This window comes from Pseudomonas sp. PDNC002 (assembly GCF_016919445.1).
In the GTDB taxonomy this organism is placed as follows: domain Bacteria; phylum Pseudomonadota; class Gammaproteobacteria; order Pseudomonadales; family Pseudomonadaceae; genus Pseudomonas.
The window spans coordinates 1,490,910-1,507,574 of record NZ_CP070356.1 but is presented as its reverse complement, the minus strand read 5'-3'; the positions used below and the strand labels follow the sequence as shown (position 1 = coordinate 1,507,574).

The 16,665-nt window shown below is 65.7% G+C and carries 14 protein-coding genes; 4 read left to right on the top strand and 10 right to left on the bottom strand.

Annotated elements, in window-relative coordinates; translation table 11 throughout:
• The first annotated feature begins 103 nt into the window (after positions 1–103).
• On the top strand, positions 104–1,606 hold the full coding sequence (gene ppx, locus JVX91_RS06940) for an exopolyphosphatase (protein ID WP_205338597.1): 1,503 nt from the start codon (positions 104–106) through the stop codon (positions 1,604–1,606).
• Positions 1,607–1,778: 172 nt separating this feature from the next.
• Here the strand turns inward: ppx and ppk1 are convergent, their stop codons facing one another.
• Together ppk1 and hemB are read right to left on the bottom strand one after the other, a co-directional pair.
• Positions 1,779–3,983, bottom strand: coding sequence for a polyphosphate kinase 1 (gene ppk1 / locus JVX91_RS06935; RefSeq protein WP_205338596.1), 2,205 nt, complete (start codon positions 3,981–3,983; stop codon positions 1,779–1,781).
• Positions 3,984–4,006: 23 nt separating this feature from the next.
• A complete protein-coding gene (gene hemB, locus JVX91_RS06930) occupies positions 4,007–5,026 on the bottom strand; it encodes a porphobilinogen synthase (RefSeq protein ID WP_054910217.1) in 1,020 nt (339 codons plus the stop codon).
• Between the two features lie 233 nt (positions 5,027–5,259).
• On the opposite strand from hemB, the gene JVX91_RS06925 reads away from it, so the two are divergent.
• Positions 5,260–5,817: a DedA family protein gene (locus JVX91_RS06925; RefSeq protein ID WP_205339952.1), complete on the top strand. Its 558-nt coding sequence runs from the start codon at positions 5,260–5,262 to the stop codon at positions 5,815–5,817.
• A gap of 3 nt (positions 5,818–5,820) precedes the next feature.
• Here JVX91_RS06925 and JVX91_RS06920 read toward each other — a convergent pair whose 3' ends face one another.
• Positions 5,821–7,059, bottom strand: a complete 1,239-nt coding sequence (locus JVX91_RS06920) for a sterol desaturase family protein (RefSeq protein ID WP_205338595.1) — start codon at positions 7,057–7,059, stop codon at positions 5,821–5,823.
• A gap of 152 nt (positions 7,060–7,211) precedes the next feature.
• Between JVX91_RS06920 and elbB the strand changes: the two genes are divergently transcribed.
• Positions 7,212–7,862, top strand: a complete 651-nt coding sequence (gene elbB / locus JVX91_RS06915) for an isoprenoid biosynthesis glyoxalase ElbB (RefSeq protein WP_205338594.1) — start codon at positions 7,212–7,214, stop codon at positions 7,860–7,862.
• 258 nt (positions 7,863–8,120) lie between these two features.
• On the opposite strand, the gene JVX91_RS06910 is transcribed toward elbB, so the two are convergent.
• From JVX91_RS06910 to JVX91_RS06885, 6 genes are all read right to left on the bottom strand, one after another.
• Positions 8,121–8,591 (bottom strand): YaiI/YqxD family protein, encoded by a 471-nt coding sequence (locus JVX91_RS06910; protein WP_205338593.1) that lies wholly within the window; start codon positions 8,589–8,591, stop codon positions 8,121–8,123.
• Between the two features lie 71 nt (positions 8,592–8,662).
• On the bottom strand, positions 8,663–10,564 hold the full coding sequence (locus tag JVX91_RS06905) for a cytochrome c/FTR1 family iron permease (protein ID WP_205338592.1): 1,902 nt from the start codon (positions 10,562–10,564) through the stop codon (positions 8,663–8,665).
• A 139-nt stretch (positions 10,565–10,703) separates the two neighbouring features.
• Entirely contained in the window at positions 10,704–11,333 is a 630-nt protein-coding gene (locus JVX91_RS06900; protein ID WP_192432491.1) for a LysE family transporter, read from the bottom strand.
• Between the two features lie 241 nt (positions 11,334–11,574).
• Complete coding sequence (locus JVX91_RS06895) at positions 11,575–12,333, bottom strand: TerC family protein (protein ID WP_205338591.1); 759 nt, start codon at positions 12,331–12,333, stop codon at positions 11,575–11,577.
• Between the two features lie 15 nt (positions 12,334–12,348).
• Entirely contained in the window at positions 12,349–12,915 is a 567-nt protein-coding gene (locus tag JVX91_RS06890) for a mechanosensitive ion channel family protein (protein WP_205338590.1), read from the bottom strand.
• On the bottom strand, positions 12,915–14,825 hold the full coding sequence (locus tag JVX91_RS06885) for an ATP-binding cassette domain-containing protein (RefSeq protein ID WP_205338589.1): 1,911 nt from the start codon (positions 14,823–14,825) through the stop codon (positions 12,915–12,917). The genes JVX91_RS06890 and JVX91_RS06885 overlap by 1 nt, the downstream gene beginning before the upstream one ends.
• A gap of 47 nt (positions 14,826–14,872) precedes the next feature.
• Between JVX91_RS06885 and JVX91_RS06880 the strand changes: the two genes are divergently transcribed.
• A complete protein-coding gene (locus JVX91_RS06880; RefSeq protein WP_205338588.1) occupies positions 14,873–15,337 on the top strand; it encodes a TIGR02444 family protein in 465 nt (154 codons plus the stop codon).
• Positions 15,338–15,340: 3 nt separating this feature from the next.
• Here JVX91_RS06880 and JVX91_RS06875 read toward each other — a convergent pair whose 3' ends face one another.
• Positions 15,341–16,489, bottom strand: a complete 1,149-nt coding sequence (locus JVX91_RS06875; RefSeq protein ID WP_205338587.1) for an AlgP family protein — start codon at positions 16,487–16,489, stop codon at positions 15,341–15,343.
• Positions 16,490–16,665 lie beyond the last annotated feature (176 nt).

Here is a 16,665-nt window from a genome sequence, read left to right as displayed (position 1 = left end):
ATCTATCGCTGCCGCGGTGACTTCTGATCGGTGACAACCCCTTCATTGGCACCATCTGCCTAAAATGGCAGGATGTCTTCCGTATTTACCCGGACCTCTCCCTATGCCCCATACCCCTGCCAAGACCTTTCCGATGATCGCGGCCATAGACCTTGGCTCGAACAGTTTTCACATGGTTTTGGCGAAGGCCGATCACGGCGAGATCCGCATTCTTGAGCGGCTGGGCGAGAAGGTTCAGCTCGCCGCCGGCATCGGTGAGGACCGCCTGCTGACGCCCGAGGCGATGCAGCGCGGCTACGACTGCCTGAAGCAATTCGCCCAGTTCATCAATGGCATGCCGCCGGGCTCGGTGCGTGTCGTGGGCACCAACGCCCTGCGCGAAGCGCGCAACCGCGCCGAATTCATCCGCGAGGCGGACCAGATTCTCGGCCACCCGGTGGAGGTCATCTCCGGCCGTGAAGAGGCGCGCCTCATTTATCTGGGCGTGTCGCACACTCTCCCGGACAACCCCGGCAAGCGCCTGGTGGTCGACATCGGCGGCGGCAGCACCGAGTTCATCATCGGCCAGCAGTTCGAGTCGCAGCTGCGCGAAAGCCTGCAGATGGGCTGCGTGAGCTTCACCCAGCGCTACTTCAAGGACGGCAAGATCACTCCGGCGCGCTACGCCCAGGCCTACACTTCGGCCCGCCTGGAGCTGATGAGCATCGAGAATAGCCTGCGCCGCCTGGGCTGGGACGAGGCGGTCGGCGCCTCCGGCACCATCCGCGCCATCTGCCTGGCGATCCAGGCAGGCGGCCATGGCAACGGCGAGATCAACCCCGAAGGCCTGGCCTGGCTCAAGCGCAAGATGTTCAAGCTGGGCGAGGTCGAGAAACTCGACATCGAGGGCATCAAGCCCGACCGCCGACCGATCTTCCCGGCCGGCATGGCGATCCTCGAGGCGCTGTTCGACGCCCTCGAACTGACCCGCATGACCCACTCCGAAGGCGCCCTGCGCGAAGGCGTGCTCTACGACCTGCTCGGTCGCCATCACCACGAGGATGTGCGCGAGCGCACCATCGGCGCGCTGATGGAGCGCTACCACGTCGACCCGGAGCAGGCCGCGCGCGTCGAGGCCAAGGCCCTGGAATCACTGGAGCAGGTAGCCAAGGCCTGGGAACTGACCGACGACGGCCACCGCGAGCTGCTGATGTGGGCCGCTCGCGTGCATGAGCTGGGCCTGGACATTGCCCACTATCACTACCACAAGCACGGCGCCTACCTGCTGGAGCATTCCGATCTCGCCGGCTTCTCGCGCCTGGACCAGCTAACCCTGGCACTGCTGGTACGCGGCCACCGCCGCAATATCCCGGTGGACAAGTTCAACGAGCTGGGCGACGAGGGCGACAAGCTGATCCGCCTGTGCATCGTGCTGCGCTTCGCCATCCTCTTCCACCACATCCGCGGCACCCAGCAGATGCCGGCTGTGAGCCTGAAGGCCAAGGCGAAAGGCCTGGAGATCCGCTTCCCGGACGGCTGGCTAGCGGCCAACCCGCTGACCCAGGCGGACTTCGAGCAGGAAGCGTCCTGGCTGAACCGTGTGGGCTACTCGCTCAGCGTGAACTGATCGTCTCCCGCGAAAGACAAAGGCCCCGGCGCGTATGCGCCGGGGCCTTTTCATATCGCCCGCAGTCCGGGATGCACCTGTAGGACCGAGGGGCGCGCGCTCCTACGAAAAGCAGTCACGCAGACACAAAAAAGCCCCGCCGAGGCAGGGCTCTCAGGGTACTGGCGTCGGATCAGCGCACGCTGATCACCGGCGTGCACAGACGCTCCAGCAGCGTCGCCTGGGCGTTGCGGGCGTTCTGGTTGCCGCTGGGGCTCTGGCGCACATAGCTGCCATCGGACTGCAGCACCCAGGCCTGGGTGTTGTCGGTCAGGTACGACTCCAGCTCCTTCTTCACCCGCTGCACCAGCTTCTTGCCTTCCACCGGGAAGCAGGTCTCCACGCGCATGTCCAAGTTGCGCTCCATCCAGTCCGCGCTGGAAAGGAACAGCTTCTCGTCGCCGCCATTGAGGAAGTAGTAGATCCGGCTGTGCTCGAGGAAGCGGCCGATGATCGAGCGCACATGGATGTTGTGCGAGACACCCGGCACACCCGGGCGCAGGCAGCACATGCCACGCACCACGAGATCGATCTTCACCCCGGCCTGGCTGGCCTTGTAGAGCGCGCGGATGACCTTCGGGTCGGTCAGCGAGTTGACCTTGGCCATGATGTGCGCCGGCTTGCCCTCGGCAGCCTGGGCGGCCTCGCGGTTGATCATCTCCAGCAGGTTCTTCTTCAGGGTGAAGGGCGCGTGCAGGAGCTTCTTCATGCGCAGGGTCTTGCCCATGCCGATCAGCTGGTTGAACAGCTTGTGTAGGTCCTCGCAGAGCGCCACGTCGGCGGTCAGCAGGCTGTAGTCGGTGTACAGGCGGGCGTTGCCGGCGTGGTAGTTGCCGGTGCCCAGGTGCGCGTAGCGGCGCAGCTCGCCGTCCTCTCGACGGAGGATCAGCATCATCTTGGCGTGGGTCTTGAAGCCCACCACGCCGTAGATCACCACGGCGCCGGCCTGCTGCAGGCGGCTGGCCAGCTGCAGGTTGGATTCTTCATCGAAGCGCGCCCGCAGCTCGATCACCACGGTGACTTCCTTGCCGTTGCGCGCGGCTTCCACCAGCGCGTCGACGATCTCGGAGTTGGCGCCGGAACGGTACAGCGTCTGCTTGATCGCCAGCACGCTGGGGTCCTTGGCGGCCTGGCGCAGCAGGTCGACGACCGGGGTGAAGGACTCGAACGGGTGCATCAGCAGCACGTCGAGCTTGCCCAGCACGTTGAAGAGGTTTTCCTTCTTCTGCAGCAGCTTGGGAATGGTCGGCGTGAACGGCGGGTATTGCAGCTCCGGATGGCTGGCGAGGCCGGTGACGCTGAACAGGCGGGTCAAGTTGACCGGGCCGCTGACGCGGTACAGCTCGTTCTCGGACAGGCCGAACTGCTTGAGCAGGTAATTCGACAGGTGCGTCGGGCAGGTATCCACCACTTCCAGGCGCACGGCGTCGCCGTAGCGGCGCGAGAACAACTCGCCGCGCAGCGCGCGGGCCAGGTCCTCAACGTCCTCGGCGTCCACCGAGAGGTCGGCGTTGCGGGTCAGGCGGAACTGGTAGCAGCCCTTCACCTTCATGCCATTGAACAGGTCGTCGGCATGGGCGTGGATCATCGAGGAGAGGAACACGTAGTTGTCGCCAGTGCCGGCGACGTCCTCCGGCAGGCGGATGATCCGCGGCAGCGAGCGCGGCGCCGGGATGATCGCCAGGCCGGAGTCGCGGCCGAAAGCGTCCAGACCCTCGAGCTCGACCATGAAGTTCAGGCTCTTGTTCACCAGCAGCGGGAACGGGTGGGTCGGGTCGAGGCCGATAGGGGTGATGATCGGCGCGATCTCGTCGCGGAAGAAGCGACGGACCCAGGCCTTGATCTTCGGCGTCCAGTAGCGGCGGCGGATGAAGCGGATGTCGTGCTTGGCCAGCTCCGGCAACAGGATGTCGTTGAGGATGCTGTACTGGCGACCGACCTGCTCGTGCACCTGCTCGCTGATGCGCGCCAGCGCCTGGTGCGGCAGCAGGCCATCGGCGCCGGCCTGCTCGCGGGCGAAGGTGATCTGCTTCTTCAGGCCGGCGACGCGGATCTCGAAGAATTCGTCCAGGTTGCTGGAGAAGATCAGCAGGAACTTCAGGCGTTCCAGCAGCGGGTAGGACTCATCCAGCGCCTGTTCCAGCACGCGGATGTTGAATTGCAGCTGCGAGAGCTCGCGATGAATGTAGAGGGCACTGTCGTCCACGTTGACCGCGGGCGCCGCGGGCTCAACGGGTACCGGCGGCGCCTCGACGGGCTCCGTCACGACGACTTCGGTAACTTCAGCAGTGGTGTCAGCTTCGATAACTTCGGTTTCGCTAATGCCTTCGGTATTCATCGCTACTCTCTTCGGCGGGGGAATCAGCCCCCGCTTTTCATTTTCAATTGTTGTGCCGCGCGCTTGGCGAAGTAGGTCAGGATGCCATCTGCGCCCGCGCGTTTGAAGGCCAGCAGCGATTCGAGGATCACCGCCTCGCTGAGCCAGCCGTTGTTGATCGCGGCCATGTGCATCGCGTACTCGCCGCTGACCTGGTAGACAAAGGTCGGGGCGCGGAATTCGTCCTTGGCCCGGCGAACGATGTCGAGATACGGCATGCCCGGCTTGACCATGACCATGTCGGCGCCTTCGGCGAGGTCAGCGTAGATCTCGTGCAGCGCTTCGTCGCTGTTGGCCGGGTCCATCTGGTAGGTGGCCTTGTTGCCCTTGCCCAGGTTGGCGGCCGAGCCGACGGCGTCGCGGAACGGACCGTAGTAGGCGCTGGCGTACTTGGCCGAGTAGGCCATGATGCGGGTGTTGATGTGGCCGGTGGACTCCAGGGCTTCGCGAATCGCGCCGATGCGGCCGTCCATCATGTCCGAGGGAGCGACCACCTGGGCGCCGGCTTCGGCGTGGGAAAGCGCCTGCTTGACCAGCACGTCGACGGAAATGTCGTTCAGCACGTAGCCGTCTTCATCGAGGATGCCGTCCTGGCCGTGGCTGGTGAACGGGTCCAGGGCCACGTCGGTGATGATGCCCAGCTCCGGGAAGCGCTCGCGCAGGGCACGGGTGGCGCGCTGGGCGATACCGTCGGGGTTGAAGGCTTCGGCGCCATCGAGGGATTTCTTTTCCAGCGGGGTCACCGGGAACAGCGCCAGCGCCGGGATACCCAGCTCCACCAGCTCTTCGGCTTCCTTGAGCAGCAGGTCGATGGACATGCGCTCCACGCCCGGCATAGAAGGCACCGCTTCCCGCTGATTCTTGCCGTCGAGGACGAACACCGGAAGGATCAGGTCGTTGGCGGTCAGGACGTTCTCGCGCACCAGGCGGCGGGAAAATTCGTCACGACGGTTGCGACGCAGTCGAGTGAAGGGAAAGGCACGATCGGCGGGAATGAAGCTCACAGCGTACTCCAGGGCCTGATGCAGCAGGCACAGTCTGACAGTTATAGCCCCGAATTATGACCGATTGGTAACAACAGGTAACAGTGACCCATGGTCGCGGCATCCTGCCGCAGGGGCATGTCGCCGCTCCACGGGCGCCCTGGCTTGTCCCAGGTCAGTTGTGCCGACTGCGATGCCTTCCCCCCAGGCGACAACCGGGTTAGGCTTCGCGTTCATTTCGCTGCGTTGCCTCGATAATGCTCCAACAATTCCTGCAGGATTTCGGCTACCTCGCGCTCTTTCTCGGTACGTTCTTCGAGGGTGAGACCATTCTGGTGCTGGCCGGCTTCCTGGCGTTCCGCGGCTACATGCAGCTGGAATACGTCGTTGCCGTGGCCTTCCTCGGCAGCTATGCCGGCGACCAGCTCTGGTATTTCCTCGGCCGTCGCCACGGCCGCAAGCTGCTCGCGCGCAAGCCGCGCTGGCAGCAGATGGGCGACAAGGCGCTGGAGCACGTGCGCAAACACCCGGACCTCTGGGTGCTGAGCTTCCGCTTCGTCTATGGCCTGCGCACCGTGATGCCGGTGGCCATCGGGCTGTCCGGCTACCCGCCGGCGCGCTACCTGCTGCTAAATGGCATCGGTGCGATCGTCTGGGCCACCGTCCTCGGCAGCGCCGCCTATTACTTCGGCAGCGTGCTCGAGGGTGTGCTGGGGAACATCAAGAAGTACGAACTGATGGTGCTCGGCGGTCTTGTCGTGATCGGCCTGCTGTTCTGGCTGCACCGTCGTTTCAAGGCGCCGAAGAACTGACCCTCACGCGGTCTGCGGCAGGCGCTCGGCGCGCCGCAGGCCCAGCAGCCCGATCAGGCTGAGCAGGGTGTAGACAGCCAACGCCCAGGGCGCCCCTTGCGGCAGCTCGATCCCTCCCCAGGTCGCCAGCGCCATCACGGCCGGCACGTTCAGCAACAGCCGCAGGAACTCCAGGCGTAGCGCCCAGGCGCGATTCTCCAGCCAGCAGCCGATCGCGTAGAGCCCGAACGCCACCCACGCCCAGCCGATCAGCAGCGGCAATACCTGCCAGGACTCCCCCACGCCCAGCAGCCAGGTGCCGACGACCACGTAGGCGGCGAACTGCACCCCGGCATACCACTGCCGGCCGCGCGTCAGCGGCACGTCGAACTTGCGGAAGGCCGCCAGGTCGGGCTTGGCCATGGGGTAGCGCTGGGCGACGTCCTCCGGGCGCCAGCCAGTGCGCATGAACCAGATGCGCAGCTTGTCCCAGAGGCTGCCGGCGCGGCGCGCATCGCTCCACAGGTGTGCGTAGACCTGCAGGTTCGCCCACAGCGGGTTCCAGCTGGCCAGCGGCACGGTCACGCCGAATACCACCGGCTCCTCGTCCAGCTCTTCCTGGAAGGTGCCGAACAGACGGTCCCAGAGGATGAACACGCCGCCGTAGTTGCGATCCATGTAGACCGGGTTCTGCGCGTGGTGCACGCGGTGGTTGGACGGGGTGATGAAGATCCACTCGAACCAGCCCAGCTTGGGGATGTGCCGGGTGTGTACCCAGAACTGGTACAGCAGGTTCAGCGCGCCAACCGTGAGGAACACCAGTGGCGGCACGCCGGCCAGCGCCATCGGCAGGTAGAAGATCCAGCCGAAGATGAAGCCGGTACTGGTCTGCCGCAGCGCGGTGGAGAGGTTGTAGTCCTCGCTCTGGTGGTGCACCGAATGCGCCGCCCAGAGCACGTTGCGCTCGTGGCCCAGGCGGTGGTTCCAGTAGTAGCAGAAGTCGTAGAAGACGAAGGCGAACGCCCAGACCCACAGGCTTTTGGCCGACAGCTCGAACAGCGCGAGATGCTGCCAGGCAATGGTGTAGGTCACCAGCGCGAGGCCTTTGGTCAGCAGCCCGCTGGTGGTGGACAGGACACCCGCACTGAGGCTGTTCAGCGCATCGCTCAGGCGGTAGGTACGCAGTCCTCGCCAGCGGTCGGCGAGCAACTCGATCGCGATCAAGAGGAAAAAGAAGGGTACGGCGAAGAGGATGTAGTTCATGGCGCGACCGAGTCGTTATGCTTATGGGAAGGCCTCAGGATCCGCAGACCCTAAATTCGATCCTAGTCCCTTGCCCGCCGCCGGCCACGACCGCCGGCGACAGCCCGGGCGGCATATCGCGACAGCCCCGGCCCCCAGAACAGGAGCAGTCCATGAAGAAAGTTGCCGTTATCCTCTCCGGCTGTGGCGTCTACGACGGCGCCGAGATCCACGAAAGCGTTATCACCCTGCTGCGTCTGTCCCAGCGCGGCGCCCAGGTGCAATGCTTCGCGCCGAACATCGAGCAGCACCACGTGATCAATCACCTGACCGGCGAGGAAGTGGCCGAGAAGCGCAACGTGCTGGTGGAATCCGCACGTATCGCCCGCGGCGAGATCAAGGACATCCGCGAAGCCAGGGTCGAGGACTTCGACGCGCTGGTCGTGCCCGGCGGCTTCGGCGCTGCGAAAAACCTCAGTGACTTTGCCTTCAAGGGCGACCAGTGCCAGGTGCAGCCGGACGTGCTGGCGCTGGCCAAGGCTTTCGCCGCGGCGAAAAAACCGATCGGCCTGTTCTGCATCGCTCCGGCCATGGCTGCACGCATCTTCGGTGAAGGCGTGGAGTGCACCATTGGCACCGACGAAGGCACCGCCCAGGCGCTGACCGCGATGGGCGCCAAGCACATCGATTGCGCCGTGGAAGACATCGTCGAGGACAAGGACCACAAGCTGGTCACCACGCCGGCCTACATGCTCGCGCAGTCCATCGCCGAAGCCGCCAGCGGCATCAACAAGGCGGTCGACCGGGTGCTGGAGCTGGCCTGAAATCGTAGGAGCGACTGTCTTTCTCGGGAAGCCCGTGCCGATGCTTTCCCCTCACCCCAGCCCTGGCTACGCGCCCCGCTCCTGAGGGCGAGGGAGCAGTCCGTGCCGGCTGACACCAAAGATTCATCCTGCACCGAACGGTCCCCTCTCCCCCTGGGAGAGGGTTAGGGTGAGGGCTGACCGGAGCACGGACCGCTCCTACGCACAGCCCTCCTATCGCGAACGTGAAAACGCCCGGCACGGTCGGGCGTTTTCGTTTCAGCTCTTGCGACTCTCCGCCTCACGCATCAGGCGCGTCAGCAGCCGATCCAGGCTGTTGGCGAAGGCCTGGCGATCCTTGTCGCCGTAGGGCGCCTGCCCTCCTCCCACCTGACCCTGCTCACGCAGGTCGGTGAACAGGTTTCGCACGGCCAGGCGTTCGCCCATGTTCTTCTCGTCGAATTCACGGCCACGCGGGTCCAGCGCATCGACGCCCTTCTTCACCAGCCGGTCGGCCAGCGGTACGTCGCTGCAGATCACCAGGTCGCCGGGCTCGGCCTGCTCCACCAGGTAGTCATCGGCAGCGTCCATCCCGCTGGGCACCACCACCAGGCTGACGCAGGCGAACGGCGGCTTGGCCACGGGCTGGCCGGCGACCATCACCACCTCCAGCTTGCGCTTGAGGGCGAATTTCGCCACCAGGTCCTTGGCCGCGCGCGGGCAGGCGTCAGCATCGATCCAGATACGCATCGGAAAACCAATCTCCAGAAAGCACGACGGCCAGTATCGCACTGGCCGTCGCGTGTCGCTCGATTACTGCCTCAGGACGAGGCCACTTGAGCGGCCTTGCGGCGCTCGGCGAAGTAGCTGCGCCCGTAGAGCACGACCACCGCCAGCAGCGCCAGGGCCTGGGCCGACAGCGAGTAGGCGTCGGCCTTGATGCCGAGCCAGTCGAAGTCGAAGAACGGCACCGGACGGGTTCCGATCACGCCGGCTTCCTGCAGCGCGACCACGCCGTGACCGGCGAACACCACCGACAAGGCGCAGAGCAGCGCGGCGTTGATGGTGAAGAACAGCTTCAGCGGCAACTTCGCCGAGCCACGCAGGATCACGAAGGCGATGCCGATCAGAATCACCACGGCCGTACCCGCACCGGCGATCACCGCGTTGTGGCCCGACGGACCAGCCTGCAGCCAGAGGGTTTCGTAGAACAGGATGACCTCGAACAGCTCGCGGTAGACCGAGAAGAACGCCAGCACCGCGAAGCCGAAGCGGCCCCCGCCACCGACCAGGCTGCTGCGGATGTAGTCCTGCCAGGCGGCGGCGTGGCGGCGGTCGTGCATCCACACGCCGAGCCAGAGCACCATCACGCAGGCGAACAGCGAGGTGAAGCCTTCCATCAGCTCGCGCTGGGCGCCACCGATATCGATCACGTAGGCCGCGACCGCCCAGGTGGCGAAACCGGCGACGAAGGCCAGACCCCAGCCGACGTGAACGCCACGCACGGCCTGCTCCTGTCCGGTGTTGCGCAGGAAGGCGAGGATCGCCGCCAGCACCAGGATCGCTTCCACGCCTTCGCGCAGGAGGATCAACAGGGCGGAGATGAAGCTGATGGAGAAGCTCAGGGAGTCGCCGCTCAGGGCCTTGGCGGCGTCCGCCAGCTTGGCCTTGGCCAGTTCCAGCTGCTGGGCCGCCTCGGCCTCCGGCAGGCCATCACGCAGCGCCTGACGGTAGGCCATCAGTTGCTTCTCGGTGGCCTTGCGCAGGTCGGCGTCGACGTTGTCCAGCGAGGACTCCACCAATTCGAAGCCTTCGAGATAGGCAGCAACGGAGAGGTCGTAGGCCTGGTCGTGATCGCCGGAGCGGTACACGGCGAAGCTCTTGTCCAGGGTCGCGGCGGTGTAGTCGATCAGCTGCGCCGGGCCGCGGTGCTCCAGCGGCGGGTGCGCACGCAGGGCACGGAAGCTCTCGGCCGCGGCTTCGCCGTCATGCTCGGCGACGTCTGCGGGCGTCTGGGTCGACAGCGTCGCCAGCGGGTAGGCATGGGCCGGGTCGGCTTTCGCCTGGCCGGCGCTGAGGCTAGCCACATAGGACGCCAGGTCCCAGCGCTGACGCTCGTCGAGCTGGTCGGCGAAGGCCGGCATGTCGGTGCCGGAAACACCCAGGCCGATGACGTTGCGCAGGTCGTACAGGCTCAGTTGGTCCAGGCGCGCGCGGTCGGTCAGGTTCGCCGGCGGCGGCTCCAGGCCGATGCCTGCCGGGCCGTCGCCCTTGCCGGCGTCGCCGTGGCAGATCGAGCACTGCTGGGCGTACACCTCGGCGCCACGAGCCGGGTCCGGCGTGATCGCTGGGGTCTGCACCACCTGGTAGATATCGGCGACGCGCGCCTCCAGGTGCCGCGCCTGCTGGGCGACCTGCCGGCCTGGCTGACGCTGCTCGATGGCGTGCTTGAGGCTGGCGGCATCCCTTTCCAGATCGGCACGCTCGGCGCGCTCCGGCAGGGTCAGGATCAGCGAGTGGAGGTTGCCGACGAACTCCAGCTGCTCCTTGTATTCGCTGTCATTGACGACCTTGCCATCGGTGACGGTGGCGGGGTAGTCAGCGGCGAGGTAGCTGAGCAGGTGAAGAGCTTGAGCGGGGTCGACAGCCGTGTCGGCGTGAGCTCCAAGGCTGAAGAGACCGAACAGCGGCATCAGCCAGACAAACAGTTTGGAGGGGCGCATACGGAAAGTTAAATGAGAATGAAAGAGATTAAATTGTCACCTCAGGTTTCCGTCTATGCAAGGACAATGTCCCGCACAGTTGCGCCCGGAGCGCCCCCAACGGCGCTCCGGCTCGCCCGCGGAATACCCGCAAACGCCCTCAGACCGGGGCGCGGCGGACGGTGGCGAGCAGCGCGGCGGCGCCCACGAACAGCGTGGCGAAAGTACGATTCATCACCCGCTGCTGGCGCTGCGAACGCAATGCACGCAGTACACGGGCGGCCAATCCGGTGTAGCCGGCCATGACGATCAGATCCACGGTGATCATGGTCGCGCCCATGATCACGTACTGGATCGCCATCGGACGATGCGGGTCGACGAACTGCGGCAGCACCGCGAGCATGAAGATCACCGCCTTGGGGTTGCTGGCGTTGACCAGGAACCCACGCAGGACCAGGGTCAACGGTCGCCCGATGGGGCGCTCACCGCTCGCCGCCATCACCTGCGGCGCAGCGGTCCACTGACGATAGGCGAGATAGACCAGGTAGACCACGCCGAACCACTTGATCGCACTGAAGGCTACCGCCGACGCCGACAGCAGCGCGCCGACCCCGGCGGCGACGATGGCGATCTGCAGGGCGAGTCCGATCTGCAGGCCCAGGGCATTCCAGTAGCCACGCCAGAAGCCGTATTGCAGCCCGCAGGACATGGAGGCGATGGCCCCGGCGCCGGGTGACAGGCTGATCACCCAGCAGGCGATGAAGAAGGCGAACCAGGTACTGGCGAGCATTTCAGACCTCACGGCGCCCAGGCAGGCGCAATAATTTGTTACGGACGCCCAGTGTGCCTCAGCCGCGCCGCATCGCCCAGCATTGCCGACGAAGGTCGCAGGAGCCCTATAGGAGCGAGCTTGCTCGCGAACCGCCACAACGCTGGAGTCGCCGGGAAGCTCTGCTCGCGAGCAAGCTCGCTCCTGCAAAAAACAAAAAAGCCCGGCGCTAGGCCGGGCTTTTTTCGTCAACGCAGACCGATCAGCTCGGAATGTCCTTGCGCAGCTTCACCGGCTCTTCGCCGCGCTTGCGCGCCAGGGCGCCGCGCAGGCGGATGTTGATCGCCTCCACTGCCAGCGAGAAGGCCATGGCGAAGTACACGTAGCCCTTGGGCACATGGATCTCGAAGGCCTCGGCGATCAGCACGGTGCCGACCACGATGAGGAAGGACAGCGCCAGCATCTTCAGCGACGGGTGCTTCTCGATGAAGTCACTGATGGTGGCCGCCGAGAGCATCATCACGCCGACCGAGATGACGATGGCCGCGACCATCACCGGCACGTGCTGCACCAGGCCGACGGCGGTGATCACCGAGTCCAGGGAGAAGACGATGTCGATGATCGCGATCTGGATGATGATGCCCATGAAGCCGCGCGACTTGCCGCCCTGCTGGCCGCCCTCTTCCGCGCCCTCCAGGCTGTGGTAGATCTCCATGGTGCTCTTGAACAGCAGGAACAGGCCGCCGAAGAACAGGATCAGGTCGCGGCCGGAAATACCGTGGTCGAACACGGTGAACAGGTCGGCGGTCAGGCGCATCACCCAGGTGATCGAGAGCAGCAGCAGGATCCGTGTGCCCATCGCCAGCGCCAGGCCGAAGAAGCGTGCCTTGGGTTGCTGGGCGGCCGGAAGGCGGCTGACCAGGATCGAGATGAAGATGATGTTGTCGATGCCCAGTACGATTTCCAGGGCAGTCAGGGTCAGAAAGGCAACCCAGATCTCAGGGCTTGTGAGCCATTCCATAGTGGGGGACGTCCGTCAGGGTGTGGTGGTGGGAAAGTTCGGCCCGCGCCAACGGCGAATGGCCTTCTGGAAGAACAGGTTGTTCGGCACTTGCAGCAACGCGCCCGGCGCGCCGTCCTCGGCGACTTCCTCCAGCGTGGTGTAAAGGAGGTTGATTGCCACGACCCGACCTTTCACGCCGGGCTTGTCGGCGGCCTCGATGACCTCCACGCGGTCGCCCAGGCGGAACGGCCCCATGGTGAAGATCATCAGCGCGCAGAACAGATTGGAAAGCACGCTCCAGATGGCGAAGAACGCCACTGCGGCCACCGCGGCAAAGCCGGTCAGCGCGGTCCAGAGCACGTCGGCGGAAACGCCCAGGCGCTCCAGCACCAGCATCACCGCCGAGCCCATGATCAGCCAGCGCAGGCCGCCGCGCAGGGGCAGCAGCAGCTCCGGCGGCATCGGGTAGCGCTCGCCCAGGCGGCTGATGGCGCGCGTCACGATGCGCTGTACCACCCAGGCCAGCAGCAGGATGAGGATGATCTGCCCGCCACGCAGCAGTGGTTCGCTCCATGCCACCAGCAGGTTCACGTTATCCATCACTCACTGGCCTCGAGCTGACGCTGCAGCTCTTCGAGGGTTTCCAGGGCCATCAGCCAGGACTCTTCCAGCTCGCTTTCGCGGGTCTTGAGAGTTGCCTGGCGGGCCAGCAGGTCACGCAGCTCGTCCTTGCGGGCGGCTTCGTAGAGCGCACTGTCGCCCAAGCGCTGTTCCAGTTCGGCGAGCTGCTCGTGGACCTTGCCCAGCTCCTTCTCCAGCTTGTCCGCTTCACGCTTGTGCGGCGCGAGCTGCTGGCGCAGGGCGGCGGCCGCCTGGCGCTGGGCGCGCTTGTCGGTCTTGTCGCCAGCGGGAGCAGCGGGCGAAGACGGCGTCTGGCGGGCGCGGAAGTCCACCAGCCAGCGGGCGTAGTCGTCGAGGTCGCCGTCGAACTCGCGGATGCGTCCGTCGGCCACCAGCAGAAACTCGTCGGTGGTGCTCTTGAGCAGATGACGATCGTGGGACACCACCACCACGGCGCCGGAGAACTCCTGCAGCGCCAGGGTCAGCGCCAGGCGCATCTCCAGGTCGAGGTGGTTGGTCGGTTCGTCGAGCAACAACAGGTTGGGCTTCTGCCAGGCGATCAGCGCCAGCGCCAGGCGCGCCTTCTCGCCACCGGAGAAGTTCAGCACCGGCTCGTCGCAGCGCTCGCCACGGAAGTCGAAGCCACCGAGGAAGTCACGCAGGGTCTGCTCGCGCTCGGCCGGTGCGATGCGCGCCAGGTGCAGCAGCGGGCTGGCCTTGGGGTCGAGCGAGTCGAGCTGGTGCTGGGCGAAGTAGCCAATGGAGAGGTTTTCGCCGCGGGAGAGCTCGCCGGACAGCAGCGACAGGTCGCCGGACAGGGTCTTGATCAGGGTCGACTTGCCCGCGCCGTTGGGGCCGAGCAGACCGATGCGCGCACCGGGCACCAGCTGCAGTTTGACCTTCTCCAGCACGGTTCTCTCGCCGTAACCCAGGCGGGCTTCGGAGAGATTGAGCAGCGGACTGGAAATCTTGTCGGACTCGCGGAAGACGAAGTCAAACGGCGAGTCGATATGGGCCGGCGCCAGCTCTTCCAGGCGTTCCAGTGCCTTGATCCGGCTCTGCGCCTGGCGGGCCTTGGTGGCCTGGGCGCGGAAGCGGGCGATGTACTTTTCCATGTGGGCGCGTTGCGCCTGCTGCTTCTCGTACGCCTGTTGCTGCTGGGCGAGACGTTCAGCGCGGGTGCGCTCGAAGGCCGAGTAGCCGCCGCGGTACAAGGTCAGCTTGCACTGCTCCAGGTGCGCGATGTTGTCGACCACCGCGTCGAGGAAGTCGCGGTCGTGGGAGATCAGGAGCAGCGTGCCCGGATACCCTTTGAGCCACTCCTCCAGCCAGAGGATGGCATCGAGGTCGAGGTGGTTGGTGGGTTCGTCGAGCAGCAGCAGTTCGGACGGGCACATCAGCGCCTGCGCGAGGTTCAGGCGCATCCGCCAGCCACCGGAGAAATCGCCGACGCGGCGGTCCATCTGCTCGCTGGTGAAGCCCAGCCCCGCCAGCAACTTGCGGGCGCGGGCATCGGCGGTGTATCCATCGGCGCTGTCCAGCTCGCTGTGCAGGCGCGCGATGGCGGTGCCGTCGTGGGCCTCTTCGGCGGCGGCAAGGTCAGCCTGGATCTTGCGCAGGTGCACATCGCCATCGAGCACATAATCGACGGCGAGGCGGTCGAGGGTATCGACTTCCTGGCGCATGTGGGCGATGCGCCAGTCGGCGGGCAGGTAGCATTCGCCGGCGTCCTGGCCGAGCTGGCTGCGCAGCAGGGCGAACAGGCTCGACTTGCCGGCGCCGTTGGCGCCGATCAGGCCGACTTTCTGTCCGGCGTGCAGGGTGAGTTCGGCACCTTCCAGCAAGCGCTGGGGGCCACGCTGTAGCGTAAGATTTTGTAGTCGAATCATGGCGGCGGAGTTTATCAGCTTCGCCTGGCAATCGCTGTGGGTGGTCTATGTCTGATGATGTCTGGTCGTATGCCCTGGAACTCTACGCCCGCCCTGGGGTGGAGGCGGCCTGCCTGTCCCTGCAGGAAGGCGGCGCGGACGTCTGCCTGCTGCTCGCGGCGGCTTGGTTGGGAAGCGCCGGAACGGCCTTCTCCGAGCCACGGATGAACGCCCTGGAGAATGTCGCGCGGGACTGGCACAAGGACGTGGTAGTGCCGCTGAGATCGCTTCGCGTGAGTTGGCGTGACGCGGCAGGCCGGGATGTGGACCTGGCTGCGCTGCGCGAACGACTCAAGCGACTCGAGTTGGAGGCGGAACAGGTGCTGCTGGAGAGATTGCAGAAGGCGGCGTCGGATTGGCCACGGGGTGAAGCGGAAGATCTCGTGCGCTGGCTGGACGCAGCGGCGGGTGACGCGGACGGCTTGCGCCGCGATGCGCGGGAAACCCTGCGCATCGCGGCGAGCCTCTCCTGAGCCTTAGGAAGCGCTGGAGGAGGTGTTGCTGGCCGGTGCGGCCGGTGCCGGAGTGGCACTGGCAGCCGGGGTGGCGGCCGGAGTGGTCGGCTGGGAAGCCGGTGCGCTCGGTGCAGCCGGGGTAGCCGGCTTGGCAGCGGCAGGCTTCGGCGCAGCCGGTTTGGCAGCAGGCTTGGCGGCCGGCTTCGCAGCGGGCTTGGCAGCAGCCGGTTTGGCAGCGGCAGGCTTGGCAGCCGGTTTAGCGGCGGGCTTGGCGGCTACTTTCGCAGCGGGCTTGGCGGCCGGCTTGGCGGCAGCTGGTTTAGCGGCAACCTTCGCGGCAGGCTTGGCAGCGGGCTTCGCAGCAGCCTTGGCGGCCGGTTTCGCAGCCGGTTTTGCAGCGGGCTTGGCGGCCGGTTTGGCGGCAGCTTTTGCAGCGGGTTTCGCCGCGGGTTTGGCAGCCGCAGTCTTGGCAGCAGGTTTAGCGGCAGCGGTCTTGGCAGCGGGTTTGGCAGCAACCTTCGCGGCAGGCTTGGCAGCCGGTTTGGCGGCGGGCTTAGCAGCCGGCTTGGCAGCAGCTTTGGCGGCCGGCTTGGCGGCGGCGACCTTGGCGGCTGGCTTCGCAGCGGGCTTGGCGGCAACCTTCGCGGCGGGCTTGGCAGCAGGTTTCGCGGCAGCTTTCGCAGCGGGTTTCGCCGCCGGCTTAGCGGCAGCTTTTGCAGCCGGTTTGGCAGCGGCCTTGGCAACCGGCTTGGCAGCAGCGGCGACCGGCTTGCGGGTAGCGAGGGATTTGCCGGCAGCTTCCTTCACCTTGGTCACGCCCTGGGCGAGCTTCAGGCTTTCCTGCACATCACGCTTGAGGTTGGCGATGTAGGCGCGGGTTTCGGTCTGGCGGAGTTTCAGCGTGTCGAGCGCGCCATCGATCTCGGCGATGGTCGACTTGGCTTTGGCTTGTGCCTTCGCCTTGCCGGCCTTGGTGGCGTCCTGCAGTTTGGCGCGAGCCTTGTGCAGTTTCTCCTGTGCCTTGCCGCGTTGTTTCTCGAGCTTGGCGAGCAGCTTTTCGGAATCGACGAGCGCTTGCTTGCAGGCGCCTTCGAGATGTTCGATCAGACTGTTGGACAACTGGTGCAGCAGATGCAGAGGGGTAGTGACGGGTTTCTTGTTGGCCGACATGACGTGCCTCCTGGCGGACGTGGTTGCGCCCATACTAGCCCCGCTGATGGCCTCTCGCCAATGTCCCTATTGTGCTGCAGCCCGCGGCACTCATCAGCTTCAGAGGATTTCAGCAGCGCATGGGCGCGCGTTTTCTCACTCACCCAATGACGCTGCAATGCGCACTTCGTTCCCTG